Origin of the sequence: Candidatus Pelagibacter sp. Uisw_092, assembly GCF_047729545.1 — a bacterium.
GTDB lineage: Bacteria > Pseudomonadota > Alphaproteobacteria > Pelagibacterales > Pelagibacteraceae > Pelagibacter.
On record NZ_CP159824.1, the window covers coordinates 352,479 to 368,026 of the forward strand.

Annotated in this window: 14 protein-coding genes and 1 pseudogene; 8 read left to right on the forward strand and 7 right to left on the reverse strand. The window is 27.9% G+C overall.

Annotated features, from left to right (window positions below; genetic code table 11):
• Positions 1-822 (reverse strand): ribonucleotide reductase, encoded by an 822-nt coding sequence (locus ABXT63_RS01840; protein WP_415321333.1) that lies wholly within the window; start codon positions 820-822, stop codon positions 1-3.
• A gap of 114 nt (positions 823-936) precedes the next feature.
• On the opposite strand from ABXT63_RS01840, the gene ABXT63_RS01845 reads away from it, so the two are divergent.
• Positions 937-1,296, forward strand: a complete 360-nt coding sequence (locus ABXT63_RS01845) for an NADH-ubiquinone oxidoreductase subunit NDUFA12 family protein (protein WP_415321335.1) — start codon at positions 937-939, stop codon at positions 1,294-1,296.
• The gene (locus ABXT63_RS01850) at positions 1,256-1,663 is read left to right on the forward strand and encodes a DUF2155 domain-containing protein (protein WP_415321337.1); all 408 of its coding nucleotides are present in this window, start codon (positions 1,256-1,258) and stop codon (positions 1,661-1,663) included. The genes ABXT63_RS01845 and ABXT63_RS01850 overlap by 41 nt, the downstream gene beginning before the upstream one ends.
• Here ABXT63_RS01850 and accC read toward each other — a convergent pair.
• The 3 genes from accC to aroQ are packed head-to-tail and all read right to left on the reverse strand — an operon-like array spanning position 1,660 to position 3,856.
• Positions 1,660-2,997, reverse strand: coding sequence for an acetyl-CoA carboxylase biotin carboxylase subunit (accC, locus tag ABXT63_RS01855; protein ID WP_415321339.1), 1,338 nt, complete (start codon positions 2,995-2,997; stop codon positions 1,660-1,662). The genes ABXT63_RS01850 and accC overlap by 4 nt on opposite strands.
• On the reverse strand, positions 2,997-3,419 hold the full coding sequence (locus tag ABXT63_RS01860; protein WP_415321341.1) for an acetyl-CoA carboxylase biotin carboxyl carrier protein: 423 nt from the start codon (positions 3,417-3,419) through the stop codon (positions 2,997-2,999). Before ABXT63_RS01860 ends, accC begins: the two co-directional genes overlap by 1 nt.
• Positions 3,416-3,856: a type II 3-dehydroquinate dehydratase gene (gene aroQ, locus ABXT63_RS01865; protein WP_415321343.1), complete on the reverse strand. Its 441-nt coding sequence runs from the start codon at positions 3,854-3,856 to the stop codon at positions 3,416-3,418. The genes ABXT63_RS01860 and aroQ overlap by 4 nt, the downstream gene beginning before the upstream one ends.
• A 16-nt stretch (positions 3,857-3,872) precedes the next feature.
• Here aroQ and thiS point away from each other — a divergent pair, with 16 nt between their 5' ends.
• Together thiS and ABXT63_RS01875 are read left to right on the forward strand one after the other, a co-directional pair.
• Positions 3,873-4,091, forward strand: coding sequence for a sulfur carrier protein ThiS (thiS, locus tag ABXT63_RS01870; RefSeq protein ID WP_415321345.1), 219 nt, complete (start codon positions 3,873-3,875; stop codon positions 4,089-4,091).
• A 2-nt stretch (positions 4,092-4,093) separates the two neighbouring features.
• Positions 4,094-4,867 (forward strand): thiazole synthase, encoded by a 774-nt coding sequence (locus ABXT63_RS01875; RefSeq protein ID WP_415321346.1) that lies wholly within the window; start codon positions 4,094-4,096, stop codon positions 4,865-4,867.
• On the opposite strand, the gene ABXT63_RS01880 is transcribed toward ABXT63_RS01875, so the two are convergent.
• The gene (locus ABXT63_RS01880; protein ID WP_415321348.1) at positions 4,864-6,711 is read right to left on the reverse strand and encodes an Rne/Rng family ribonuclease; all 1,848 of its coding nucleotides are present in this window, start codon (positions 6,709-6,711) and stop codon (positions 4,864-4,866) included. The two genes, ABXT63_RS01875 and ABXT63_RS01880, sit on opposite strands and share 4 nt — an antisense overlap.
• Before the next feature lie 100 nt (positions 6,712-6,811).
• On the opposite strand from ABXT63_RS01880, the gene ABXT63_RS01885 reads away from it, so the two are divergent.
• The 3 genes and pseudogenes from ABXT63_RS01885 to ABXT63_RS01895 all read left to right on the forward strand — a co-directional run bounded on the left by ABXT63_RS01885 (position 6,812) and on the right by ABXT63_RS01895 (position 12,433).
• On the forward strand, positions 6,812-9,145 hold the full coding sequence (locus tag ABXT63_RS01885; RefSeq protein ID WP_415321350.1) for a penicillin-binding protein 1A: 2,334 nt from the start codon (positions 6,812-6,814) through the stop codon (positions 9,143-9,145).
• Between the two features lie 45 nt (positions 9,146-9,190).
• Positions 9,191-10,238, forward strand: a pseudogene (gene prfB, locus ABXT63_RS01890) (peptide chain release factor 2).
• Positions 10,235-12,433, forward strand: coding sequence for a hypothetical protein (locus ABXT63_RS01895; protein WP_415321351.1), 2,199 nt, complete (start codon positions 10,235-10,237; stop codon positions 12,431-12,433). The pseudogene prfB and the gene ABXT63_RS01895 overlap by 4 nt, the downstream one beginning before the upstream one ends.
• Here the strand turns inward: ABXT63_RS01895 and tyrS are convergent.
• Complete coding sequence (gene tyrS, locus ABXT63_RS01900) at positions 12,430-13,659, reverse strand: tyrosine--tRNA ligase (protein WP_415321352.1); 1,230 nt, start codon at positions 13,657-13,659, stop codon at positions 12,430-12,432. The genes ABXT63_RS01895 and tyrS overlap by 4 nt on opposite strands.
• Before the next feature lie 44 nt (positions 13,660-13,703).
• Between tyrS and ABXT63_RS01905 the strand changes: the two genes are divergently transcribed.
• The gene (locus tag ABXT63_RS01905) at positions 13,704-14,831 is read left to right on the forward strand and encodes an anhydro-N-acetylmuramic acid kinase (protein ID WP_415321354.1); all 1,128 of its coding nucleotides are present in this window, start codon (positions 13,704-13,706) and stop codon (positions 14,829-14,831) included.
• Positions 14,832-14,833: 2 nt separating this feature from the next.
• On the opposite strand, the gene ABXT63_RS01910 is transcribed toward ABXT63_RS01905, so the two are convergent.
• On the reverse strand, positions 14,834-15,478 hold the full coding sequence (locus ABXT63_RS01910) for an alpha/beta hydrolase (RefSeq protein WP_415321931.1): 645 nt from the start codon (positions 15,476-15,478) through the stop codon (positions 14,834-14,836).
• Between the last annotated feature and the right edge of the window lie 70 nt (positions 15,479-15,548).

Sequence of the window (15,548 nt, forward strand, 5' to 3'; positions counted from 1 at the left end):
TTATTTTTTACCTTTTAGGTTTATTTTGACATCAGATAAATCAACAAGATTTTTTTTATAATTATTTCTAACAAACCCTTTGCTAGTAACATCTTTTATAATTTTAAGTAATTGATTTTGATCTTCAGTATTTTCTTCTTCAGATGAAGATCTATCTGAGCCACCAATTGCTGGAGTGTGTGCTAGATCTTCTCTATTTTGGTAAGAGATGGCCAACTCTCTAAATATATAATCTAGTATTGAAGAGGCACTCATTATTCTGTCATTACCATGAACTTTTCCAGATGGTTCAAATTTAGTATCAACATAAGCACTAATAAACTCATCTAAAGGGACACCATATTGAAGGCCAAGTGATATTGCTATTGCAAAGTTATTCATTAAAGCTTTTACTAGTTCACCCTCTTTACTTGTGTCGATAAAAATTTCACCAATTTTTCCATCCTCATATTCACCAGTATGCAAATAAACTTTATGGTTACCAATTGTTGCTTTTTGAATATATCCTTTCCTTCTATCTGGCATGCTAAATCTTTTACCCACACCCTCATTTATTTTTTTAACAAATGATGTGTTGTTTTCTTTTGAAACAATTTTAGGTTGGCTTTGTTCAGATATAATATCCAATTTTTTTGACTCAATTACTTTATTATTTGGGTCCAAGCTTTTTGTTTTTCTCGTATCAAGCTTAACATCAAGGACCTCAAATTTTCCATCATCACGTTTTTCAAGGTTTGCTAACTCAGTTTCATTAATATCATCTAGATAATGATTAACTTTGAAGCTACAAGTGTAATAAGTTTCTACTAAATATTTTGCCATTTTACCTTTTATTAATTTTTGTTATGAATCTTAAGATAATTGATTTATATACAAATTCATACTTTAGTCTAATTTAAATTATACAATTTAAGATTGAAGAATTAACAAAATTATATGTTGACATTATTTAAGAAAATTTTCATTTGGTGGAATCAGGAAACACTTGGAACAAAATTAGAAACAATTTTTTTTGGAAAATATGCTGGAAAAGATTCTAGTGGCAATAAATATTATGAGAGTAAATTAGGAAAAAGATGGGTAATTTATAATGATGAAATTGATGCATCAAAAATACCCATAGAGTGGTACTCTTGGATGCATTTTACAAAAAACAGAATTGAAAATAATCATGAATTAAAAAATTATGATTGGCAAAAACCACATCAATCCAATCAAACAGGCACTGAAAAGGCCTATCATCCTAATAAAAATAATGAACCAATTAAAAAAAAATATACTAGCTGGAAAAGTTAATTTTCTTTTTATTTTAATTTATTTTTTTTTAATAAATATCTCATTACCTTCAATGGCAGCTAATGAATATGAGGAAAAATTTGTTGAAATTAAAGTCTTGGATAAAGTTAGCTCAAAAACAAATCTTTTAAGATTAAAAGTAGGTGAAGAATTAAAATTTCAAAATTTGTTAATTAAAAGTTTAAAATGTAAAAATTCTGAATTTGATGATAACCCTGAGATAACGGCATACATTCAAGTTAAGGACGTAACAAATAAAGACAATAATGAGGTATTCATATTTAATGGGTGGACTTTTTCATCAAGCCCGGCAATCAATCCGTTTGATCATCCTGTTTATGATATTTGGCTTACTAGATGTTATTAAATAATTTTTTCGTTATCTAACCAACTGACATTAAAATCTGAATCAAGAAATTTTTTATGATTAAGCAAGATTTTATGAAGAGGTATTGTTGTGGTGATACCCTCAATTACAAATTCATCTAATGATCTGTTCATTCTTTGAATTGCTTCAGTTCTGTTTCTTCCCTGTGTAATCACTTTGCAAATCATGCTGTCATAATATGGTGTAACCTTATAACCTTGAAAAATTGCACCATCTACTCTTGTTCTAAAACCTGACGGTTGATGACACATACCTATAGTACCTGGTGATGGTTGAAAATTTTTACTAGCGTCTTCAGCATTAATACGACACTCAATGGCATGACCCCGAGGATTAATATCACTTTGTTTAAGAGCTGTTTCTCCAGTGTACGCTATCCAAATTTGTTCTTTAATTATATCAATACCAGTAACCATTTCTGTAACTGGATGTTCAACTTGGACTCGAGTATTCATTTCTAAAAAATAAAACTTTCCATCCTCATAAATAAACTCAACTGTTCCAGCGCCCTCATAACCAATTTTGCTGACCATATTTACAGTTCTTTCAAAAAGATCTTTTCTAATTTGATTTGTTAAAATTGGGCTAGGAGTTTCCTCTATTAATTTTTGGTGCCTTCTTTGTACAGAACAGTCTCTTTCATGCAAATGAACAGTTCTATTCTTTCCAGATAGAACCTGAACTTCAATATGTCTTGGATTTTGGAAAAATTTTTCAATATATATCTCATCGTTACCAAAATATTTTTGTGCTTCAGATTTTGCTGTTGAGAATAATGTTTCAAACTCTTCTTCTTTACGAACAATTTTCATTCCTTTGCCACCACCACCAGCAGATGCTTTAATCAAAACTGGGAAGCCTATTTTTTTACAAATTTCTTTGGCTGCTTTTATGTCTGTTATACCACCCTCAGAACCTTCAATAACTGGTAAACCATGTTCTTTAGCAATTTTCTTTGCTTGAATTTTATCTCCCATCATTTCTATAAGTTTTGAAGATGCACCAATAAATTTAATATTATTTTCTTCTAAAACTCTGGCAAAATTTGCATTTTCAGATAAAAAACCATATCCAGGGTGAACAGCCTCTGCTTTTGTAAGTTCAATAGCAGACATCAATGCTGGAACATTTAAATAACTATTTGCTGGTTGATGAGAGCCAATGCAAACACTTTCATCAGCAAGTCTTACATGCATACTATCTCTATCTACATCTGAGTGAACAGCAACTGTTTCAATTCCCCATTCTTTACATGCCCGTATAACTCTGACTGCAATTTCCCCACGGTTTGCAATTAAAATCTTTTTAAACATTATTCGACAATGATGATAGTTTGACCGTATTCGACAGGTTGGCCATCTTCTACACAAATTTCTTTTATTATTCCATCAGCAGTAGATGGAACATGATTCATAGTTTTCATAGCTTCAACTATCATAACTGTTTCACCTTTTTTAATTTTTTTACCAACTTCTGCAAATTTCTTAGCTCCAGGTTCTGCTGCAAGATAAGCTGTACCAATAATAGGAGACTTAACTTCAGTTCCATACGTAACGTCAGGCTTAGCTTCAGGAACTGGGGTTGAAGCTGCAACACTTACAACTTGATTTGAACTAGTTGAGTTTGATTTTGAAACTTTTATTTTGGTATCTTTTTCTGTATATTCAATTTCAGTTAAATTGAACTCATTTAAGTATTCAGTTAATTCTTTAATTATATTTTTATCTATTTTCATTTCTGTAGCATGTTTTGCATTGCAATTATGGCTAAAATATATCCATTATCACCTAAACCAAAAATTCCACCAGTAGCAATATCACTGATTAAAGATTTATGTCTAAATTCTTCTCTTTTATATATATTTGATATGTGAAGTTCAATAATTGGTTTTTTATAAATATCTAAAGCATCCCTGATAGCAACAGATGTATGTGTAAAGCCGGCAGCATTAATAATTATACCATCAAACTTATTCTTGGCCTCTTGTATGATTGTAACTATTTCACCTTCTAAGTTTGACTGAGAAAATTCTAAATTAATATCTAAACTTTTAGCTTTGATTAAGCAATTTTCTTTTAATTTATCAAAAGTTATTGATCCATATTGTGATTGTTCTCTTTCACCTAATAGATTAAGATTGGGGCCATTAATAATTATAATATTATTACTCATCAAATTCTTATACATTATGAAAAAAATAAAAAAAATAAAAATTAAGATAAATGGTAAATTTTCAACAATAAATGAAAATTTAAGCCTCTCAATTTTTCTAAAAGAACTAAAAATTCCTCTTAAAAAAGTAGCAATTGAATTGAATCAAGAAATAATAGATAAAAATAAGACTAATAAAATTAAACTAAAAAAAAATGACAAAATAGAAATTGTTCATTTTATTGGGGGTGGATAAAAGTGAAACAAGACAAGTTAATAGTAGCTAAAAAAAAATTTAATTCTAGATTAATAGTTGGTACTGGAAAATATAGAAGTATGACAGAATGTGCACAGGCTATAAAATTATCTGGTGCAGAAATAGTAACAGTAGCGGTTAGACGTGTTAATATCTCAGATAAAAAAAAACCACTATTAATGGATTACATAGATCCAAAAAAAATTACTTATCTTCCAAATACAGCTGGATGTTTTAATTCTGAGGAGGCCCTTAGAACATTAAGATTAGCTAGAGAAATTGGTGGATGGAAATTAGTAAAACTTGAAGTATTAGGAGATAAAAAAAATTTATTTCCTGATATGATTGAAACTTTAAAATCTACAGAGGTTTTAACTAAGGAAGGATTTAAAGTGATGGTATACTGTAGTGACGATCCACTGATGGCAAAAAGATTAGAAAATGTTGGTGCTTGTGCAATCATGCCCTTGGCAGCACCTATCGGATCTGGACTTGGAATTCAAAATGCTACAAATATTAAAATTATAAGAGATCAGACAAAACTCCCTTTGATAATTGATGCTGGATTAGGCCAAGCCTCAGATGCAGCTATTGCTATGGAGTTGGGTTGTGATGGGGTTTTGGCTAACACAGCAATTGCTAAGGCTAAGAAGCCATTTCAAATGGCGCTAGCATTTAAAAATGCAGTTATTGCTGGAAGACAATCTTTTATAGCTGGCCGTATAGCAAAATCCATATATGGAGGTGCATCCTCACCAACAACAGGAATTATTTAAGCAGCTGGTTTTTTAAAAAATTTTTTTTTGAAAAAAGGTTTTTTCTTATAAGGCATCTTTTTATTTGTACTTCCAGTAGATTTAAATTCTTTTTTTTGTTCTTCTAGATTTTTTAGTTTTTCAATATGTTCTACAGTTTCTATTATTTTTTTAGTTTTATTTTGAAGATCAATTATATATTCAGGAATAATAAGAGTGTTATCTGCAATGATATCTATTTTGATTAAGTTTTTTTCTTCAAAATATTTCAGGTCTTCAATGAAATTTATCTTTATGAAATCTGATATTTTTTCACAAATCTTTAATTCCACAAACTTTGCTTTTGTTAAAACAGCTTTAACCTCAACTAATTTAAGAATTTTCATGGCAAAAAACTCATCTGTAAGACTAACCTTCCATTTTACAGCACTTTCGCGCAGCCTTTGTCTTGACATCTCCAATAACCCAAAAGTGCTAATTCTTCCTATTTGAATTCTTGCCCTATCAGTTCTACACTTTTCTTTAAGTTTTCTTTCAACCAACCTTCTATTCCCAAAGCTCAGCATATCAATGAAGTCAATTATTATTAAACCAGATAAATCTCTGATCTTAATTTGTCTAGATATCTCTTCTGCAGCTTCAAGATTGGTATCTAAAGCAGTACTCTCAACATTCTTCTGTTTTATTGAGCTTCCTGAGTTTATATCAATTGAAACTAACGCTTCTGTTGGATTAATTACTAAATATCCACCAGATTTTAATTTGATTTCAGATTCATAAATTTGATTTAATTTCTCTTCTATATTTTCCTTAAAAAATAAGGGGACTTTTTCTCTATATTTCTTTATTTTTTTAACATGAGATGGCATCATCAATTTCATGAAACCCTGGGCTTTTTTATAACCATCATTACCCTCAATGACTATGCTACTTGTATCATCATCATACATATCTCTTAAAGTTCTTTTTATAATATCACTTTCTTGATGGATTAAAGATGGTGCTATTGAGTTTAGAGCAGTTTCTTTAATTCCATTCCAAGTTTTTATTAAAGTTTGCAGATCATGGTCTATATCATTTTTTGTTTTATTTGATCCTGCAGTTCTAACGATGAGCCCCATTTCTTTTGGTATATTTATATCGTTTAAAATTGTTCTAATTTTTTTTCTTTCACCAGGGTTAAAAATTTTTCTTGATATTCCTCCACCCTTTGGAGTATTAGGCATTAAAACAATATATTTTCCAGCAATAGAAATAAATGTACTTAAAGCAGCTCCTTTTTGTCCTCTTTCGTCTTTTAATACTTGAATCAAAATTACTTGATTAGGTTTTATAACTTCTTGTATTTTATATCTTTTAGATCTGAATTTTGGAACTGGTTTTTTTATTTCAGGAATTATTGTCTCTTGATCAGTATTTTCACTTAAGACTGGTTCATCTGTTACTGTTAGTTCTTCAGATGAGATTAATTCCATTTCCAATTCAGCTTTAATTTCTACAGGATCATTGATATCTAAGTTGCCTTCGTTGATATTTTTCTGTTCTTCTTTCTCACTTTCTTTTAAAAGCTCTTCTCTTTCTTTCTCTTCTTCTTCTTTTATTTTAGCTAAATCACTTTGTGGTATTTGATAGTAATCTGATTGAATATCATTAAAAGATAAAAAACCATGTCTATCTCTTCCAAAATCAATAAATGCAGCTTGCAGAGATGGTTCTACACGGCTTACTTTTCCTAGATATATATTATTCTTGATTAGGTTATTTTTTAAACCTTCGTACTCGTAGTCTTCAATATTATCACCTGATTTAAGCACAACTCTAGTTTCATTAGGATGCGAAGCATCAATGTACAAATTTTTTTCCATATATTTTTTATTAGTTGTTTCATTTTATTTAAATAATTTTAAATTCTGTATAAATTTTGATGCCTTAACTTTAACAAATTCACGTGTATATTAAACTAAAATGCATCGAATTATTAAAAATATATTTATACTAATTTTAAGCTTTGGTCTATTAAGTGGATTTTCTATATTAGCTGTTTTATGGGCTTTTTCTAATAATTTGCCAGATTATAAATTCCTTAAAAACTATAAACCTCCCGTTTCTAGTAAAGTATATTCTGGCGAGGGTGAATTAGTAAATGATTTTTCAACAGAAAAAAGAATTTTTGTACCTTATAACTCAATATCAAAAAAAGTAATTAATTCTTTTTTATCTGCTGAAGATAAAAATTTTTATTCACATCCTGGTGTAGATGCAAAGGGAGTATTAAGAGCGGTTGTAAATAATATTTCAAATATTACGTCATCAAGAAGATTGGAAGGTGCCTCCACTATAACACAACAAGTAGCAAAAAATTTTTTATTAACTAATGAGATAAGTTTAAATAGAAAGATCAAAGAAGCAATCTTGGCTTTTAGAATTGAAAGAGTTCTTTCAAAGGAAAGAATATTAGAACTATATTTAAATCAAATTTATCTTGGTGGAGGTGCTTATGGAGTTGCATCAGCAAGTTTAGAATATTTTGATAAGCCAATTAGTGAACTAAGTTATGATGAAGCTGCGTTATTAGCAGCATTACCAAAGGCACCAAGCAGATACAATCCTTATAAAGATATTGTCCTAGCTAAATTTAGGAGAGATCTAGTTTTAACAAATTTATATGAAAATAACTATATTAATAAAATGCAATATGAAGAATTTATTAATAATAAGATTATATTAAAAAAAAGAAAAAAAACTTTTACAGAGGACACAAGTTATTATGTTGAGGACATTAGAAAGGACGTTGTTAATCAACTAGGCTTTGAAAAAGTTTATAAACAAGGGCTAAACATAAGTACACCAATAGATTTAAGTTTACAAAAAATTGCCATAAAATCTTTAAGAGAAGGTCTGATTAGTTATGATAAAAGAAAAGGATGGCGTGGACCATTATTAAGAGGAAAAAAATCAAATAATTGGAAAGATGAAATAGATAAATTGAAACTAGAAAGATCAGTTAATTGGAATTTAGCCATAGTAAAAAAAATTGATAAATTTTCTGTAGAAATTGAAACAGAAAATAGATTAAAAGGAACTATTAAATATGAAAATATTTCTTGGATCAAAAAAGAATTTAATGAAATATTAATGGTTGGAGATGTGATTTATGTAGAAAATATAAAGGGTAATATATTTACTTTAAGACAATTACCATTAGTAAATGGAGGTATAGTTGTAATGGACCCTTTTACAGGAAGAGTTTTAGCATTAAGTGGTGGCTTTAGTTTTAAAAAAAGTGAATTTAATAGAGCTACACAAGCATTGAGACAACCTGGTTCAGCATTTAAACCTTTTATTTATGCACTTGCTCTTGAAAACGGTTACACTCCATCTACTTTGATCTTGGATGCTCCACTAGTTTTGGAACAAGGATCGGATTTAAAAATGTGGAAACCAGAAAATTATGGAAAAAAATTTTATGGACCATCAACATTGAGAATGGGGCTAGAAAAATCTAGAAATCTGATGACTGTTAGAATCGCACAAGACCTTGGCTTAAAAAAAATAGTTAATTTTTCTAAACAATTGGGCATTTATGATAATCCAAGTGAACTTTTGTCAATTTCCTTAGGATCTGCTGAAACAACATTGCTAAAGTTAACATCAGCTTATTCTTCATTTGTTAACGGAGGAAAACTTATAAAGCCAATTATGATTGATCGAATTCAAGACAGTGAAGGAAATACAATATTTAACAATGAAAAAAGAAAATGTATAAATTGTGATCAATTATCTTATTTAGATAAAAATTATCCAAAAATAGATGATAAATTTCCCCAAATATTTTCTGCTGAAACAGCCTATCAAATGACTTCAATATTAGAAGGGGCTATTCAAAATGGAACAGGGAAAAAATTAAAAGATCTTAATTTGGATTTAGCAGGAAAAACAGGTACCACAAATGGTAATACGGATACTTGGTTTATAGGATTTACTTCGAAGCTTGCAATAGGAGTATATGTTGGCTCAGATAACCCAAGATCCTTAGGAAGATATGAAACAGGTGCAAAAACAGCGTTACCAATCTTTAAAAGTTTTGTAAAAAATGCTGTCAAGAAAGAAGACGCAAGACCATTTAAGGTTGCTGATGGTATTTTAATGAGAGTTATAGATCCTGTAACAGGTGAGAAAGCATTGATAGAGAGTAAGTCTACTATAATTGAAGCTTATAAAGATACTGCAATTGATAACGCATTAAACAAAGATATTAATAATAGATTAAAAAATGATAATATATTAAGGTTCTATTAATGGAAAATGAATATTTAAGTTACAGATCTGAAATAAAAAAGATTAATCAAAGAGTTAAGGAGTACCTTTGAAAAAAATGATATTCATTCAAAGTTAGAGAAAAACAATCAAAAGATGCTAGAAAATAATTTCTGGCAAGATAAATCAAATACACAAAAAATAATTAAAGAAAAAAAACTATATGAGGAGTTAATAAACTCATATGATAATTCTGTTAAGTCTTTAACAGACTTACATGAATTAAATGAATTGGCACTAGAGGATAAAAATCAATCAATAACTATAGAAATTTTAGAGAGCATTAAAGATCTAAAAAAATCTGTAAAAAAAAATGAAACAAAATGTTTTTTATCAAATGAAACTGATAGTTTAGATGGGTACATAGAAATTCATGCAGGTGCTGGAGGAACTGAAAGCCAAGACTGGGCTGAAATGTTAAGAAGAATGTATTTAAAATGGTCTGTAATTAAAGGTTTTAAATCAGAGTTAATAAGTGAACATAAGGGTGATGAAGCTGGCATAAAGTCATCAATAATAAAAATTAAAGGTGATTATGTTTTTGGATGGTTAAAATCTGAATCTGGCATTCATAGGTTAGTAAGAATTTCCCCATTTGATTGGCCGCAAGAAGACATACAAGTTTTGCTAGTGTTTGGGTTTATCCTGTAGTTGATGAAAATATTGATATTGAAATTATAGAGAAAGATTTAAGAATTGATACCTACAGATCTAGTGGAGCTGGTGGTCAACATGTTAATACAACAGACAGCGCGGTTAGAATTACTCATTTACCTTCCAACATAGTTGTTCAATGTCAAAACGAAAGATCTCAGCATAAAAATAAAGAAACATGCATGAATATGCTTAAAGCTAGACTTTATAATTCTGAAATAAAAAAAGAGAAAAAGAAAGCCAAACAATAGAGTCTTCCAAATCAGAAATTGGATGGGGGCATCAAATTAGATCTTATGTACTTCACCCATATAGGATGGTAAAAGATAATAGAACTAATTTTGAAAGCTCAAACCCAGATAAAATATTAGATGGTGAAATTGATGATTTTTTAGAAAGCTCACTTTATAAAATTAGATGATTAAAAAAATAATTAAAATTCTGTCAGTATTGTTATTAATTTTAACAGTAGCAATTATTTACCTAAGTACTTATGGAATAAAAACTGAAAGATTCAATGATAAAATTATAAAAAATGTTTTAAATATTAATAATAAAGTTCAACTTTCTTTGAATGATGTTAATTATTTGTTAAATCCTTTTAATTTCACAATTAAAGCCACAACTAAGAATCCTAAAATTTTATTACAAGACAAAAAACTGGATATAGATGAGGTTAAAACTAATATATCTTTAAAATCTTTAATAATAGATCAATTTTCTATTGATGATTTAAAAATTTCCACAAAAGAAATTAAGCTTAAAGATATAATTTTATTAGCAAGATCATTTGAAAACTCACCAGAACTTTTTATCTTAGATAGCATAACAAAGAATGGATTAATTTCAGCTAATATTAGTATTTCTTTTGATACAGATGGAAAAATAGAAAACAATTTTTTAATAAAAGGTGTCGTTAAAAAAGCAAAATTTAATATTCTTAACCAAGCAGAAATTAAAGATCTAAACCTTTCATTTGATATAACTAAAAATCAATTCATGCTAAGTGAGATAGAAACAAAACTTAATAATATAAAGATAACATCACCGTTAATAAGAATTAAAGAAAAAAAAAATTTATTTTTTATTGATGGAGAGTTATTCAATAATCATGAAAATTTTGATATTAAAAAACTTAGACCAATAATAGGAGATTTATTTGATATCCTTAATACAGAAAAAATTAATTTTAGTTCGGTAAATGTTTTTTCATTTAATGTAGACCGAAAATTAAAATTTAATGATCTAAAATTAGAAACAAATATTGATTTAAAACATTTAAAAATTAATACAGAAAACCTCAATTTAAAACCTTATTTACCTAATTTTGAAGATCAAATAATACTTAAAAATCATAAAATTAAGATTAAATTTAATAAAGATAAATTAGATATCAGCGGTAAGGGAAATTTTTATTTAGAAGATAAATTTGATAATTTATCTTATAGAATTTTGAGTGATGGTACTAAAATATCTTTTGATACGATATTTAGAATTAAAAATAATCCATTTATTATAAAATTTTTAGAATATGAAAAAAAAGAGGGAATTAATTCTGATATATCAATTAAAGGAGTTTATAAAAAAAATAAAGAATTATTATTTCAAGTCATTTCTTTAAAAGAAAGAAAAAACCAAATTTTAATAAAAAATCTGCTTGTTAATGAAAATACTAAAATAATCAATGTGGACCTTATTAATCTTAATTATAAAAATGATAAAAATATTTTAAATAAAATTGAATTAAAAAAAGATAAATCAAATATTTATATTAAGGGAAAAAATTTTGATGCTACAAAATTAATAGATAATATTATGGAAAATACTAAAGATAATAAATCAATTTTTCAGAATTTAAATTCTAAAGTTTTTATTACAATAGATAAAACTTATATAAATAAAGATGATTATGTTAATAAATTATCAGGATACTTGATTTATAAGGAAAATAAAATAAATGAATTAAATTTAAAATCTATTTTTCCAAACGATAAAAAAATTAATTTATCTATTCAAACAAATGGCGAAAAAGAAACTATTACAAATTTTTTTACAGGGTATCCAAAAGCACTAATTAAAAGATATGATTTTATTAAAGGTTTTGAAGAAGGATATTTAAACTTTTATTCAGTTAAAAAAAATGGTGTATCAAATTCAGTACTTGTAATTGATAATTTTAAAGTTAGAGAAGTCCCCGCTTTTGCTAAACTTTTAAGCTTAGCTTCTCTACAGGGTATTGCTGACCTCTTAACAGGAGAAGGAATTAGGTTTACTGATTTTGAAATGAGCTATAGTACTCAAAAAGGTCTTATAAACATTGAAGAAATGTATGCCATTGGTCCTGCTGTTTCAATATTGATGGATGGTTACATTGAAAAAAAAAAATTAATCAGTTTGAGAGGAACATTGGTTCCTGCAACAACCATAAATAGATCTATAGCTTCAATTCCACTACTGGGTAAAATACTGATAGGAGAAAAAACGGGTGAAGGTGTTTTTGGTGTAAGCTTTAAGATTAAAGGTCTTCCAAAAAATTTATCCACAACTGTAAATCCTATTAAAACTTTAACACCTAGATTTATAACGAGAACATTGGAAAAAATTAAAAAGAACTAAATTAATTCAACTTTAATATGTTTTTTTTTACCAAGAGAAAGCTTAATTAAACTGTCTTTAAATAATTTATTAGTAATTAAAAACTTTTCATCAGAAATAACCTGACTATTTATTCTAATACCATTTCCTTTTATTAACCTTCGAATTTCACTTTTGGAGTCTTTTAACTTAGATAAAATTATTAGATCTATAATATTTATATTATCATCTAACATTTGTTTGTTAATTTGAATAGTTGGCAAGTTATCACCCAATAAATTTCCAGAAAATGTTTGTTTTGCTGTTTCTTGACATTTTCTTGCTTCATTTTCACCATGCAGCATAGATGTAGCTTTATTAGCAAGTAAAATTTTTAGTTCATTAATATTATCATTTTTAATATTTTCAATTTCATCAATATTAATATCTGTAAAAATTTTTAAGAACTTTAATACGTCTCGATCATCAATATTTCTCCAAAATTGCCAGTAATCATATGCTGAAAGAAATTTTTTATCTAGCCAAACAGCTCCAGATACAGTTTTGCCCATTTTTGCACCTGAAGCCAATGTAATAAGAGGTGTCGTTAAACCATAAACATGATTGTTTGAATATCTTTTTATAAGATCAACTCCATTAACGATATTACCCCATTGATCTGAACCACCAATTTGAAGCATGCATTTTTCTTTTTTATTCAATTCTAAAAAATCATAAGCTTGCAAAATCATATAGTTAAACTCCATATAACTTAATGACTGTTCTCTTTCTAATCTAATTTTAACACTATCGAAACTTAACATTTTATTGATTGTAAAATGTTTTCCTACATCTCTTAGAAAAGAAATATAATTTAAATTTTTAAGCCAAGTATAGTTATTAACAAATATGGGTTTTGTTTTGGAGTCTTTATCATCTAAAAATTTTTTTAAGATTTTTTCAATATTATTTATATTTTTTTCAATCTCTTCTTCAGATAAAATTGTCCTAGTTTTATCTTTTCCAGAGGGGTCACCTATTCTAGTGGTACCACCTCCCAATAAAACTATTGGTTGGTGACCATGTTTTTGTAACAATCTAAGACACATAATTTGAAGCAAACTGCCAACATGAAGGCTTTCAGCCGTGCAATCAAAACCTATGTAAGCTCTAATTTTTTCTTTATTTAGTAGTTGAGACAGATTTTCTTCTCCAGTACACTGGTAAAAGAAACCTCGATCTTTAAATTCTTTTAAAAATTTATTCATAAATATGTTATCTAGAATATACAATATTTACTTAAAAAATAAGAATGGAAAAATTATATACTTCTTTAGGGTTAATGAGTGGCACATCTATGGATGGGGTTGATGCATCACTTATTAGATCTGACGGTGAAAATAACTATGAACCTTTATTTGATAAATATTTTGAGTATGATGAGGTAATCTATTTAGACTTATTAAATCTAAGAGATAAAATAAATTCAACAAAAGATCTAACAACTAATTCTTATCAAATTAGCGAGCTTGAGAGAAAAATTACATTATTTCACGTCAAAATTAGTAAAGAAATTATAAAGAACACTAGAATAGATATAGATTTAATCGGTTTTCATGGTCAGACAATTTTTCATAATGCTCAGGAAAAAATATCGAGACAAATTGGAGACGGAAATTTACTATCAAGTCTTTTAAAAAAAGATGTAGTTTATAAATTTAGAGAAAATGACATTCTTAATGGGGGACAAGGAGCTCCATTAACCCCAATCTTTCACAACTTACTTGTAAATCAGAATCAAATTGAGAAACCTGCTTGTGTTTTAAATGTAGGAGGTATTGCAAATATTAGTCTTGTTGTATCAAAAAATAATCAAGACTTAAAAAGTTTTGATGTAGGTCCAGGTAATTGTCTCTTAGATGAATGGGTTAGAAGACACACAAAAATGAAATATGATAAAAATGGAGAAGCTTCAAACATTGGAAGAACATGTGAAGTTATTTTAAATCAAGCGATTGATAATTTTGATAATATAAGTAATCAAAAAAAACTTTCATTTGATATAAAGGACTTTGATCTAAGTTTTGTGAAAGGTCTTTCATATGAAGATGGCTTATCAACATTAGTAGATTTTACTGCAATAATAATTTATCAGTCTATTTTAGAATTAATCAAAATTAAAGAAAATGAAAAGTTATTAATAATAGTTTGTGGTGGTGGGAGAAAAAATCTATCTTTAATGGAAAGTATAAAAAAAAGACTGCCAAAAAATATCTCTTTAAAAACAATTGATGATTATAAAATTGATGGAGATTTTATCGAGTCTCAGGCTTTTGCCTATCTTGCTATTAGATCTGTACTCAAAAAGGAAATTTCATATCCTAGTACTACTGACGTACAAAAACCTTGCTCGGGTGGAGTTTTGGTTAAAAACTATTAAGATTAAAATAAAGCGGATTCTTTTTTGATGTACTTATCTAAGCTTTTTACCAACACGTCTTCTGTTTTAGTAAAAAAATGATTGGCATCATTTATAGCTTGAAAATCAACCTTGATACCTTTCTGAGCACTTAATCTTTTATCCAAATCTTTAATATGTTCTAATGGAACAAGTTCATCTTTTTTACCATAAATCATTAAACCTGAAGTAGGGCATGGAGATAAAAATGAAAAGTCATATACATTTGGTTGTGGTGATATTGCAATAAATCTATTTATTTCTGGTCTTCTCATTAATAATTGCATTGCTATTAGCGATCCAAAAGAAAATCCTGAAACCCAACATTGTGAGTTATCAAAATTTTCACGTTCTAACCAATCTAGAGCTGCAGCTGCATCAGCAAGTTCGCCTTGACCGTTATCAAATTCACCATCGCTTTTACCAACACCTCTAAAATTCACTCTACAAACAGAAAACTCATTTTCCATAAATGTGTGAAATGTATCTACTACAACTTTATTATTCATTGTTCCACCATACTGAGGATGTGGTTGTAATACTAAAGCTATAGGTGAAGTAATCTTATCACTTTTATAATACTTAGCTTCCATTCTTCCGGCAGGTCCAGGTATAAAAACTTCTACTATTTTATTATCCATAAATGATATTGATTATTATTCTCAAAAAAAAAATACACATATCACAACTAAGCGACAA

Coding starts and splice junctions, on each gene's coding strand:
- ABXT63_RS01845 (WP_415321335.1), top strand. CDS start 937: ATGTTGACATTATTTAAGAAAATTTTCATTTGGTGGAATCAGGAAACA.
- tyrS (WP_415321352.1), bottom strand. CDS start 13,659: ATGAATAAATTTTTAAAAGAATTTAAAGATCGAGGTTTCTTTTACCAG.
- ABXT63_RS01880 (WP_415321348.1), bottom strand. CDS start 6,711: ATGGAAAAAAATTTGTACATTGATGCTTCGCATCCTAATGAAACTAGA.
- ABXT63_RS01840 (WP_415321333.1), bottom strand. CDS start 822: ATGGCAAAATATTTAGTAGAAACTTATTACACTTGTAGCTTCAAAGTT.
- ABXT63_RS01895 (WP_415321351.1), top strand. CDS start 10,235: ATGATTAAAAAAATAATTAAAATTCTGTCAGTATTGTTATTAATTTTA.
- ABXT63_RS01885 (WP_415321350.1), top strand. CDS start 6,812: ATGCATCGAATTATTAAAAATATATTTATACTAATTTTAAGCTTTGGT.
- accC (WP_415321339.1), bottom strand. CDS start 2,997: ATGTTTAAAAAGATTTTAATTGCAAACCGTGGGGAAATTGCAGTCAGA.
- thiS (WP_415321345.1), top strand. CDS start 3,873: ATGAAAAAAATAAAAAAAATAAAAATTAAGATAAATGGTAAATTTTCA.
- aroQ (WP_415321343.1), bottom strand. CDS start 3,856: ATGAGTAATAATATTATAATTATTAATGGCCCCAATCTTAATCTATTA.
- ABXT63_RS01905 (WP_415321354.1), top strand. CDS start 13,704: ATGGAAAAATTATATACTTCTTTAGGGTTAATGAGTGGCACATCTATG.
- ABXT63_RS01850 (WP_415321337.1), top strand. CDS start 1,256: ATGAACCAATTAAAAAAAAATATACTAGCTGGAAAAGTTAATTTTCTT.
- ABXT63_RS01860 (WP_415321341.1), bottom strand. CDS start 3,419: ATGAAAATAGATAAAAATATAATTAAAGAATTAACTGAATACTTAAAT.